Genomic DNA, 10,625 nt, shown 5'->3' on the forward strand with positions numbered 1-10,625 from the left:
GACCCCCACGAGCGGCCCTGAGGCGCCAACGTCCAGGAGTGCGCGGCGGCTCGGCAACGGGTCGCGCATGCTGATGAACGCACCGAACGTGCCGAGGGGCGGGATGCTCGGCAGGAAGAACGGCAGGGAGGCCTGCATCCGGTACCGCTTCGCGACGACGTAGTGCCCCATCTCGTGGAAGCCGAGGATCGCGAGCAGGGGCAGCGTGAAAAAGATCGTCCCGTTGAGGAGCGCGTCCACGGACAGCAGGGGCTCCCCCATGTACTGGGACCAGTTGTAGGCGCCGCCGAAGAAGGTCGTCGTGAGGATCGTGACCAGGAGCATCGTGACGTTCACCGAAATGCCCGTGAACCGCTGCTTCGGCCGCCGCTGGACGTGGACGAGAAGCTCCCCTCGCTCCCGCGTGATCGAGGGGATGTAGTCCTTCGGCACGAGCTCTCGCCGGAGTTCGTCGAACGGCTTGTCGAGGTTTCCGTCCGCGGGCATGGCCACCTGGAAGGTGAGCGCGAGGGGCGTGACGATCGTCCCGTACACGGTGAAGTGCCGCGCGACGATGTCCCGGAGGTTCTCGATCTCCTGGTCCGCGGACAGCATCGGGCGTCTCAACCCCCGCGCGTATTTGAAGCTGCGGCCGGGTTCATGGAGTGCCGCCCCGGAGAATCCAAAGCACGAGAGCCGTCAGGAGCCCCGCGGCCACGAACCGCAGACCCGTGTACGCGATCCGCTCGCGCACGAGGCGACCCAGGTACGCGCCCATGCCGAACAGGAACACGAGGGTCAGGATCACCGCGATGAGCGTCGCCTCCTGGAAGGGCAGCAGGAGAAACGGCACGATGGGAGGCAGGGCCGCGACCAGGGGCGCGACGCCGTGGGCGAACGCACTCGTGTAGGCGGCGAATCGGAAGGCTCCCTTGTGCTCCTCGCTGAGCCGGGTGAGCATCGCGCGCTCGAGAGTGTGGATGTCCAGCTTCTTCTCGACGCGTTCCGCCTCGAACGCGCCCACGGCGCTGCTCACCGCGAGGGCGATCGCGGCGCTGATTGCCGCGGTGAGGACGACGGTCTTCTCCGATTCGTGGACTCCCGACGCCGTCGCTCCCACGATGATCCCAAGGATCGTGAGCGCCCCGTCGAACGCGCCGATCACAAAGTACCGACGGACGACGGGCCCCAGGTCCGTGACTTCGCTGTACTCCCTAATCCGCTGGCGCCAGGGCCGCGGCTCCATGTCACCCGCTCGGTGCGGAGACGCTCTCCCGGACCCGCCGCAAGGCGACTTCGAGGGCCTGGGCGATCCCGCTCCCGTCGGGGCCGGCGCCCTGGGCGAAATCCGCGCGGCCGCCCCCCTTACCGCCGATGTGGGGGACGGCGTCCGTGAGCGCCTCGCGGGCATCCAGCTGGACCCCGGACCCGTGCGAGACGATGAGGCTCGCGCCGGAGGGAGACGTGGCTCCCAGAATGGCGACGGCCTTCGGGTCCGCGCAGATCTGCCTTGAGAGCGCCATGAGATCCCTCATGTCCCCCTCGATCTGACGGACGACGACCTTCACGTCGCCCACGGTCGTCGCGTCCTCGAGGAGGTTCTTCGCCGCGGCACCCGCGAGATCGGAGCGGACCTTCTCGAGCTGCCGCCGCTGCTCGCGCCACTCGTCCGCGATGCGCGACGCCGCGGTCGCGACCTGGGCCGCCGGAACCCCCAAGGCCTCGGCCGCTTTCGAGAGCTCCCGCTCCTGGGCCCGGATTGCCGCCAACGCAGCCCCGCCCGCGGCGTACTCGATCCGCACCACGCCGTCCTGGATGCGGGTGGTCCGCAGGATCTTGATGAGCCCGACGTCCGCCGCGTTGGGAACGTGCGTGCCGCCGCACGCCTCGACGTCCCAGTGAGGGAACTCCACCACGCGGAGCTCGCCCCCGGGGACGGAGCCGCCCTGGTAGAGCCGGAACCCGAACTTGCGTTCCGCAAGGTCCCGGGGCATGAACTTGGCCCGAACGAGCCCGTCCTGGAGCACGCGTCCGTTGGCCAGGTCCTCGATGCGGGCAGTCTCCTCCTCGGACAGCGCGTCAAAGTGGGTGATGTCTAGGCGCGCGACGTCCTGCGCCTTGTGCGCTCCCGCCTGCCAGACGTGGTTGCCGAGGACCTTCCGCGCCGCCCCGAGGACGATGTGCGTCGCGGAGTGGTTCCGGGTGAGCGCATCCCGCCGGGCGCCGTCAATCTCGCACTTGGTCTTCTTGCCCACGAGGGGCGACGCGTCGCCGCGGACGAAATGCAGCACGGAGGCGCCCACCTTCTGGACGTCGTGGACCTCGAAGCCGCCGATGGTCCCGTGGTCGGCCTCCTGGCCCCCGCCCTCCGGGTAGAAGTAGGTCTGGTCGAGGACGAGGGCTCCGCCTTGAAACGAGAGGACCTTTGCCCGGAACGTCCGCTTCCTCCGGTCCTCGTACACACGGAGCTTGGTCGGCGGCAGTCCACCCGCGACGTCGAACTTCCTCTCCGCCTCCCGGGTGGGCTGGATGTGGCGGTCCGCCACCCGCGCGTAGAAGTCGTCCGGGACTTCGACGGGCAACGACGTGAACTCCCGCACAACGTCCGGATTGAGCCCGTGGCTGTCGTACAGCTGCAAGAGCGTCTCGACGTCGAACGCCTTCCCCGCCGCGCGGAGTTCGCCTTCCATGCGGCCCACGATCGCGCGCCCCTTCTCGAGGGTCTCCCGATACCGCTGCTCCTCGACCTTGAGGAGCTTGAGGATATCCCCCTTGTTCAAGAAGAACTCGGGATAGTCCTCGCGCATCTGGTCGATCATGAAGCTGATCGTGTCCGAGAGCGTGTAAGCGATGTTCAAGTCCTTGAGCGCCCGGAGGCCGCGGCGAATCAGGAGGCGCGCGAAGTAGCCCTCCCGGCTGTTCGACGGCGTGACGCCGTCACCCAGGAGGAAGATGAGGGCGCGTGAGTGGTCGCAGATCGTGTACAGGGATGCCAGGGGCGTGATCTGGGCCACGAGCTCTTCGACGGCGATGCCCACCCGGTCTGCGGTCTGGCGGTGGATCTCGCGCACGTCGGCGAGGTTTTCCACCTTGAGCATCCCCGCGACCTTGGAGTACTCCTTGAGGATGCGCTCGTCGACCCGCTTCGCGCCCGTGGCCCGCTTCAGATAGGCCAGGGCGTCTCCGAAGACCGCCTCGTAGGCGGACGTCGTCCCCTGGGAGATCCACGTCAGGCGCTCCAGGCCATAGCCCGTGTCGACGACCTGGGTGTCCATGGGCACGACCTTGCCGTCGACCTCCCGGTTCATCATGAACACCAGGGTCGCGGGCTCCGCGCCGCCGAAGACGACCTCGAAGCAGGGACCGCTGTTTCCGCCTCCCCGCCACTGGTTCTCTTTGTACCGCACGATCGTGGGGTCAAGGCCCAGGCGCTCCGTGAGGAACGTGTGGCAGAGCTCGACCGTGCGGTCCTTGAAGTAGATGAACTTCCCGGGGAAGTTGAACGCGTGGTGCGCCATCATCTCGAACAACGTGAAGTGGGAACCCGTCTTCCCGACGTTGTCCACGTCGTTGAAGCGCGCGCACGGCTGGCTGATCGCGAGCGGGTTCGCGGGCGGACTCGCCTGCCCACCGATCACCCAGGGCTGGAACGGGTACACACTCGCCTGGGTGAAGAACACGTCGTCGCGCCAGCGCGCGACGATGGGGTAGCGCTTGACGCGCGCGTGGCCGTTCTGCTCTAGGAACGAGAGGAAGTCCTCCCGCATCGCGCGGTAGGGGAGCTTCTTCTTGAACGGCGAGGCCCCGATGAAGTCGTACTCCTGGCACGGCGCTTCGCCGCACGTCTCGTGGACGCCCAGGGACCAGAAAGGCGTCCCGCACTTCGCGCACGTTTGCCGCGTGAAGCCTTGCGTCCGGAAGAGCTCGACCTCGTACTCGCTCTCGGGCATTCAGGCCTCCGAAGGGACGGCGGGGCATAAAGGTTCCCGGGTGGCGGAATTCTCCCGGTGACCGCGCCCGGGTCACGGGCTACGTGAGGCTCGGCCCGAACCGAGACCAAGGTCTTATCTGCGCCCGGGTCGATGCCGCCGCCGGAGGGATTCTGTGCAGCCAGGCATGGCAAGCAAGCGCCCGATCGAGCGTCCGATCCCGGGGTTCATCCTGTCCCTCCTCGGCGGGCTCTTCGTCACCGCGGGCGGAGTCTACGGCATCCTGAACATCGGGAACTACTACTACGGCTACGCTTCCTACGATGTGTACAGCGTCATCAGCTTGGTGCTGGGGACCGCGCTCCTTGTGGGTGCGGCGCTCCTCTTCCTGGCACCCCAGTACCGAATCGCTTGGGGCGTCACGATCCTCGTGTTCGCCGTCGCGAGCCTGATGACCCTCTACGGTCCGTGGGCCATCTTCGTCTTCGTCGGCGTGCCCCTGGCCCTCGTCGGCGGTTCCCTGGCGATCGCCTGGAAGCCCCTCGCCGGATTGGGATTCGAGGACTACCGGACCTGCCTCGCGTGCGGACGCCACGTCCGCGCCCACTACCCCGTCTGCCCCTTCTGCGGCGCTCACGCCGGGAGCGCTCCCCCGGAGCCGGCCTCGCCCGGCGCGCCCTGAGGGGAACGGGGCCACAGCCCTAACCCGCGGTCCCGCCCATCCGCTCGCTGCGCACGCCTCGCTGGCACTCGAGGCATAGTGCGGAGTTGTCCTTGGCCACGATCATCTTCGTCGAGCCGCAGCGCGGGCAGTGGAGGGAGTTCGGGTTGTCCGGTTGGAGCTCCACGTCTGGGGTCCAGTTCGTCCCCTCCGTGGCGACCTTCACGCCGATGCCGCGCATCTTCCAGTGGCGGGCGACCCGCATCGCGATGAACCCATCCAGAAGGGAGTACAAGATCGCCAACACGACAAGGAGGATGACGAACTGGTCGTAGGGAAGGCGGGCCATGTAGGGGAGTGCGAGGATCAACGGAATACCCAGGATGCCCAGGGCCAGGGCGAGGGAGAACCCTTGACCGAGCCAGGCCTTCCAGCCCTTCTCGACCGGGAACCAGAGCAGCCTCGCGATGAGGGAATTCACGATCCCCCAGACCAGCATGAGCAGCACGAACGAGAGGATGAGTCCGAGGAGGGCGCCGATCAGGGCGAGGAACGACGTCAGGTATCCGAAGAACCAGCCCACGGCATAGATGAGGATCGAGAAGATGGCGCCGTGCGCGAGACACTTTGCAATGTCTTTCAAGACAGCCTTCGCGTTCATGCCAACGCCTCCGTCCGCCGAGCTCGGGCGGGTTCCGCGGCGGAGGATGTCTGGATGCGCTCGGGCGGTTTCAAGGTTTCGTCCATATCCGTGGTCTCACGCCCCTCGGAGCAATTCCCGCGCGATCACGAGGCGTTGCACCTCGCTCGTGCCCTCCCCGATTTCCGTGAGCTTCGCGTCCCGCATGAGCCGTTCCACGGGATAGTCCTTGATGTATCCGTACCCGCCGTGGATCTGGATCGCCTTGTTCGTGACGAACGAGGACATCTCGCTCGCGTAGAGTTTCGCCATGGCGGCCTCGCGTTTGAACGGAAGCCCCCGGTCCTTGCGCCACGCGGCGCGGAGTACGAGGGCGCGTGCGGCCTCGATCCGCATCGCCATGTCGGCCAGCATGAACTGGATGGCCTGGTGGTCCGCGATCGGCTTCCCGAACTGGACCCGTCCCTTCGCGTACGCCACGCTTGCATCGAAGGCTCCTTGAGACAGTCCCACCGCCATGGCGCCGATACCGATCCTTCCGTTGTCCAGGATGCGGAGCGCGTTCACGAAACCCTGGTTCTGCTCGCCGAGCATCGCGTCCGCGGGCACGTGGCAGTCGTTGAGGAGGACCTGAGCCGTGCCGCTCGCACGGACACCCAGTTTGTCCTCGACCTTCCCGATTTCCAGGCCGGGGTTCCCGCGCTCCACGATGAACGCGCTGATCCCCTTGTTCCCCTTGGACGCGTCGGTGACGGCCATGATGACGAAGGTCCCCGCCACGGGAGCGTTCGTGCAGAAGTTCTTCGTCCCGTCCAGAACCCAGCCGCGGGCCGTCCGTTTGGCCGTCGTCTGCATGGCGGCCGCGTCCGACCCGCTCGCCGGTTCCGTGAGCGCCCATGCCGCGAGCTTCCTCCCGCTCGCCAGCTCCGGGATGTACCGTTTCCGCTGGGCCTCCGTCCCCGCAAGCCAGAGGTTCCCCATCCCGAGGGTGTTGTGCGCGGACATGATGAGGGCGTGAGAGCCGCACACGCGAGCGATCTCCTCGAGTGCGGTGGCGAACGCGATCGTGTCGAGTCCCGCGCCCTCGTACTCCGTGGGGATGAGCATCCCCATGAGGCCCAGGGAGGCCATCCCGGCCACGGTCTTTGCCGGGAACTCGCCCGTCTGGTCATGGAACGCAGCCACGGGTCGGATCTCCCTCTCCGCGAACTCCCGGACCGTCTTGCGGATCATCTCATGCTCTTCGCCGAACTCGAAGTCCATGCCCTGGCCCGGTCGGGCAAACGCCATCGGGGGCTTGAGCCTTCGCCCGCTTACGCGGGCGGACGCCGCCGCGCGTCGCCGAGGTCCGTGAGCAGCTTCCGCGATTCGCGGAGCAAGTCCAAAGCAGCGTCATGCTCTCGGGTCACGTACGCGATGATGTCGCCGTACGCGCCCTTCCGGTAAAGGACGGGGACGCGAGCGCCCGGCTCCTTGTCTGCGAATACGTGGAGGCTCGAGCCTTCGAACCGGCCGCGGTTCATCAGGATCAGAACGGGCTGCAGGTCGAGGAAAGGCTTCGAGAACCAGTAGTACTTCATCGTGGCCACGTCCCACTCGATCAGCTGCCACTTCGTCGCCCGCTCGATGAGGAAGGTGAGGTCGAACCGGAGCCGGTTCCCAACGGGCACGAAGTCCCACCCGGGCTGGAGGATTCCCTTCCGGAGGATCATCTGGAGGATCTCCTTCTCGCCCCACTCCCACTCCGCCAGGATCTGGAAGGCGCCGACGGGCTCCAGATTCTCGTCGAGCTGGTGGAGCTGGACCGTGATGATTCGGTCCTGCTGAGGGTCGTCTCCCGTGGTCTCTTGATCGAAGTAGAAGAGGGTCAGGAACCCGCCCCGACGAAGAAAGGCGGGGGCGTCACTTAAGGGCTTCCGTGCGCCGCTCCTCCAGGGATTAGGCTCCCCTAAGTCGTCGGGGCGCGCAGCCTAAGAACCCCGAATAATACCCATGTATATTCTTTCAGGGAGAGCAAACACTGCATGGACGGCGGGGTCTAGGGCCTGGGGCTCCTGACTGCAACCAGGGAGCCGATGGAACGAATCGAGCATGACATCGTCGTCATAGGTTCGGGACTCGCGGGCCTGCGCGCTGCCCTCGAGGCGTCGCGGGTCAGCCATGGCCGCCTGGACGTCGGAATCATCACGAAGACCCAGGCGATGCGGTCCCACAGCGTCGCCGCGGAGGGAGGCACCGCGGCGGTCCTGTACCCGGACGAGGGCGACTCCTTCGATTCCCACATCTGGGACACGGTCAAGGGCTCCGATTTCCTCGCAGACCAGGACGCCGTGGAGATGTACGTGCACACCGCGCCCGAGGAGCTGCGCCTCCTGGAGCGATGGGGGATGCCCTGGTCCCGTCGGCCCGACGGGCGCATCGCCCAGCGGCCGTTTGGGGGCCACGAATTCCCCCGCGCAACCTTCGCCGCGGACAAGGTTGGCTTCCTGGAAATGCAGACCCTGTACGGGGCGATCCAGGCGTTCCCGAACGTCCACGTGCACCACGAGTGGTTCGCCACTTCGATCCTCAAGGAGGGCGGTCGCTTCGCGGGAATCACCGCGATCGACCTAAGGACGGGCAACCTGGCCGTCGTGCGTGCGAAGGCCGGCATCCTGGCCACGGGCGGTGCAGGCCGGATTTTCGGTTTCACGACGAACGGTCACCACTCCACCGCGGACGGCTTGTACATGGCGTATCGCGCCGGCCTCGCGCTCAAGGACCTCGAGTTCATCCAGTTCCACCCCACCGGCCTCGTCCCCAGCGGCATCCTCATCACGGAGGCGTCGCGCGGCGAGGGCGGATACCTCGTGAACGAAGACGGCGAGCGCTTCATGAAGCACTACGCGGAGAGGAAGATGGAGCTCGCTCCCCGCGACGTCGTCTCGCGCAGCGAGATGACCGAGATTAACGAAGGCCGTGGGATTGACGGCCCTGAGGGGATCAAGTGCGTGGGGCTCGACCTGCGGCACCTGGGGAAGGAGAAGATCCTCGAGCGCCTGCCGCAGATCCGCGAGGTGACGATGAAATTCTTGGGGATCGACCCCGTCGACCACCTGATTCCGATCAAGCCCGCCGCGCACTTCACGATGGGCGGCGTCCACACGGATATCAAGGGCGCCACGGAACTGAAGGGCCTCTGGGCGGCCGGAGAGGCCGCGTGCGTCAGCGTGCACGGCGCGAACCGCCTCGGGTCCAACTCCACGTCGATCTGCCTGGTGTACGGCCGGATCACGGGGACGGAGGCGGCGTACTATGTGAAAGGCTGGCAGGGCAATGGACTGCCTCAGGAGCAGATCCTCGCCGAGGAGACGCGCCTGTTCGATGAGACCCTGAACGGCGACGGCGACGTGAGCCCGTACGAGGTCCGGGACAGGCTCCAGGAGATCATGGACCGGGACGCCTACGTGTTCCGTTCCGGTGAAGGTCTGGCGCGCGCCCAGCGGGAAATCCAGGCGCTCCGATCGCAGGCGTACCACAGGGTGGGCGACAAGGAGCGCGAGTACAACACGAACTTCCTCCACGTCCTCGAGCTCGACTCCCTCCTGAACGCCGCCGAGATCGTCGTCGCGGGCGCGCTCGCACGGCAGGAGAGCCGCGGGGCCCACACCCGCCTCGACTTTCCGAAACGGGACGACGTCCATTGGCTCCAGCACACCTTGGCGCACCGCGGCCCGGACGGTCACCCTCAGCTCGCCTACATTCCGGTGACGATCACGACACACCAGCCCGTCGAAAGGAAGTATTGACATGTCCGACGCGATCGTGTCCATCGAGAAGGCGAAGGCCCCGAAGAAGGACCTCATCACGACCCAGGTGCGGTGGGGCTTCCGGCGCCCGTTCACGCTGGAAAAACTCGCTCTGCTCGCGCAGCGTGTTTCCGGCGTGGGGATCCTCGTCTACCTGTTCTTCCATATCTTCGTAACGGGGACCATCGTCCCGGGACCCGGCGGCGTGCCGGGCGGTCAGGACGTCTTCGCCGGGCTCATGGGCATGCTGTTCAACCCGCTCGCCCACATCGGCGAACTCCTCGTCGTCGTGGGGGCGACGTTCCACGGGATCAACGGGATCCGGGTGATGCTCCTGGAGGCAACGAAGCTTGTCGGCCATCCGATCCGCCCCGACTATCCGTACAAGACGCAGAGTCTGGGGAAAGGCCAGCAGTCCATCCTCCTGACCGCGATGCTGATGGCCGGGCTCTCCGCCATCGCCGGAGTCTTCATCCTGTTCCTGGGGGCAGCCTGATGAAGGAGTCCACGCTCGCGCTGGTCAACTACCTGATGATCCTCGCGCTCCTCGTCACGTTGGCGCTGCATCTGGCGATGCAGGCGTTCCTCGGCGTGAGCGGTTATGCGAACGCGCTGAGCTATCAGACCGCGATCGCGCGGTACAAGGACGCGTTGTCCGTGAGCCTCCTGACCATTCTCCTGATTGCGGCGACCTACCACGGGCTCTACGGCCTGCGGAACATCCTCCTGGAGTGGCGGCCCGGGAAGCGGTGGCACGGCGCGGTCACGGGCGTCACCCTGGGCCTCGCGGTCATCATGCTCGGCTGGGGCCTGCGGACGATCGTCCTTGCGTTCGGGGGGTCCTGAGCGTGGTGGTCACCCTCGAGGACGCTCCGCGGCCCAAGGAGCAGGAGGCGATCCGAATCGAAGTCACTCCGGAGAGCGCGCTCGTCTCGAACCCGCAGACGATCCTGCTGAAGGTCTTCCGCTACAACCCGAACTCGAAGGGCGACGGCGCCCGGATGGTCACCTATCGCGTGCCCGTGTCCAAGGGCCTGACCGTCCTGGACGCGCTCCTGTGGGTCAAGGAGAACGTGGACAACGGCCTGGCGTTCCGCTATTCGTGCCGGATGGGCATCTGCGGCTCCTGCGGCATGCTCATCAACGGCAAGCCCATGCTGGGCTGCGAAACCCAGATCGCGGAGCTCGGCACCGACGTGGTCGAGGTCGGACCCCTCACGAACTATGAGGTCATCCGCGACCTGGCCACGGACTTCGACGACTTCTTTTCCCACCACAACAGAATCCGCCCGTACTTGATTCGGAAGGAGAACGGGGAGGGCAAGCCCATCGAGAAGGAGCTGCTCCAGAGCGAGGAGCAGAAGCTCGAGTTCTATCAGTTCACGATGTGCATCATGTGCGGGCTGTGCGATGCCGCGTGCCCCATCGTCGGGATGGACAAGGACTTCCTCGGCCCGCAGGCGCTCGCCCAGGCGTACCGCTTCGGGATCGACTCCCGCGACCAGGGCTGGCCTGACCGCGCGGAAGCCGTCGACTCGCCCCATGGCTGCTTCCGGTGCGAGCTGGCAGGCTCGTGCAGCGCCGTCTGCCCTAAAGGAGTGGACCCTGCGATGGGCGTTCAGTTGCTC

General features: G+C 66.5%; 11 protein-coding genes. 5 read left to right on the plus strand and 6 right to left on the minus strand.

Annotation, left to right across the window (positions count from 1 at the left end):
- The 3 genes from VEY12_08730 to alaS form a co-directional block, all read right to left on the minus strand.
- Positions 1-594, minus strand: a 594-nt coding sequence (locus VEY12_08730; protein HYM40209.1) for a site-2 protease family protein, incomplete at its 3' end; no start/stop codon positions are given.
- A 43-nt stretch (positions 595-637) separates the two neighbouring features.
- Complete coding sequence (locus VEY12_08735; GenBank protein HYM40210.1) at positions 638-1,225, minus strand: VIT1/CCC1 transporter family protein; 588 nt, start codon at positions 1,223-1,225, stop codon at positions 638-640.
- 1 nt (position 1,226) lies between these two features.
- Entirely contained in the window at positions 1,227-3,929 is a 2,703-nt protein-coding gene (alaS, locus tag VEY12_08740) for an alanine--tRNA ligase (GenBank protein HYM40211.1), read from the minus strand.
- Positions 3,930-4,095: 166 nt separating this feature from the next.
- On the opposite strand from alaS, the gene VEY12_08745 reads away from it, so the two are divergent.
- Positions 4,096-4,590, plus strand: a complete 495-nt coding sequence (locus VEY12_08745; GenBank protein ID HYM40212.1) for a DUF6114 domain-containing protein — start codon at positions 4,096-4,098, stop codon at positions 4,588-4,590.
- Between the two features lie 19 nt (positions 4,591-4,609).
- On the opposite strand, the gene VEY12_08750 is transcribed toward VEY12_08745, so the two are convergent.
- From VEY12_08750 to VEY12_08760, 3 genes are all read right to left on the minus strand, one after another.
- Positions 4,610-5,230 carry a hypothetical protein gene (locus VEY12_08750; GenBank protein ID HYM40213.1) on the minus strand — a complete coding sequence of 207 codons (621 nt, stop codon included), beginning with the start codon at positions 5,228-5,230 and terminating at the stop codon, positions 4,610-4,612.
- Positions 5,231-5,326: 96 nt separating this feature from the next.
- A complete protein-coding gene (locus tag VEY12_08755) occupies positions 5,327-6,499 on the minus strand; it encodes an acyl-CoA dehydrogenase family protein (GenBank protein ID HYM40214.1) in 1,173 nt (390 codons plus the stop codon).
- A gap of 23 nt (positions 6,500-6,522) precedes the next feature.
- Complete coding sequence (locus VEY12_08760) at positions 6,523-6,921, minus strand: hypothetical protein (protein ID HYM40215.1); 399 nt, start codon at positions 6,919-6,921, stop codon at positions 6,523-6,525.
- A 363-nt stretch (positions 6,922-7,284) separates the two neighbouring features.
- Between VEY12_08760 and VEY12_08765 the strand changes: the two genes are divergently transcribed.
- The 4 genes from VEY12_08765 to VEY12_08780 form a co-directional block, all read left to right on the plus strand.
- Entirely contained in the window at positions 7,285-8,997 is a 1,713-nt protein-coding gene (locus VEY12_08765; GenBank protein HYM40216.1) for a succinate dehydrogenase/fumarate reductase flavoprotein subunit, read from the plus strand.
- A gap of 1 nt (position 8,998) precedes the next feature.
- A complete protein-coding gene (locus VEY12_08770) occupies positions 8,999-9,493 on the plus strand; it encodes a hypothetical protein (GenBank protein HYM40217.1) in 495 nt (164 codons plus the stop codon).
- Entirely contained in the window at positions 9,493-9,843 is a 351-nt protein-coding gene (locus VEY12_08775; protein ID HYM40218.1) for a hypothetical protein, read from the plus strand. Before VEY12_08770 ends, VEY12_08775 begins: the two co-directional genes overlap by 1 nt.
- A 2-nt stretch (positions 9,844-9,845) precedes the next feature.
- On the plus strand, positions 9,846-10,625 hold a 780-nt coding region (locus tag VEY12_08780), incomplete at its 3' end, for a succinate dehydrogenase iron-sulfur subunit (GenBank protein HYM40219.1).

Source organism: Thermoplasmata archaeon, from assembly GCA_035632695.1.
GTDB lineage: Archaea > Thermoplasmatota > Thermoplasmata > RBG-16-68-12 > RBG-16-68-12 > RBG-16-68-12.

Bases quoted from the DNA above. Each gene is read 5' to 3' on its own strand.
- VEY12_08735 (HYM40210.1), bottom strand. From the start codon at position 1,225: ATGGAGCCGCGGCCCTGGCGCCAGCGGATTAGGGAGTACAGCGAAGTC.
- alaS (HYM40211.1), bottom strand. From the start codon at position 3,929: ATGCCCGAGAGCGAGTACGAGGTCGAGCTCTTCCGGACGCAAGGCTTC.
- VEY12_08745 (HYM40212.1), top strand. From the start codon at position 4,096: ATGGCAAGCAAGCGCCCGATCGAGCGTCCGATCCCGGGGTTCATCCTG.
- VEY12_08750 (HYM40213.1), bottom strand. From the start codon at position 5,230: ATGAACGCGAAGGCTGTCTTGAAAGACATTGCAAAGTGTCTCGCGCAC.
- VEY12_08755 (HYM40214.1), bottom strand. From the start codon at position 6,499: ATGGCGTTTGCCCGACCGGGCCAGGGCATGGACTTCGAGTTCGGCGAA.
- VEY12_08760 (HYM40215.1), bottom strand. From the start codon at position 6,921: ATGATCCTCCGGAAGGGAATCCTCCAGCCCGGGTGGGACTTCGTGCCC.
- VEY12_08765 (HYM40216.1), top strand. From the start codon at position 7,285: ATGGAACGAATCGAGCATGACATCGTCGTCATAGGTTCGGGACTCGCG.
- VEY12_08770 (HYM40217.1), top strand. From the start codon at position 8,999: ATGTCCGACGCGATCGTGTCCATCGAGAAGGCGAAGGCCCCGAAGAAG.
- VEY12_08775 (HYM40218.1), top strand. From the start codon at position 9,493: ATGAAGGAGTCCACGCTCGCGCTGGTCAACTACCTGATGATCCTCGCG.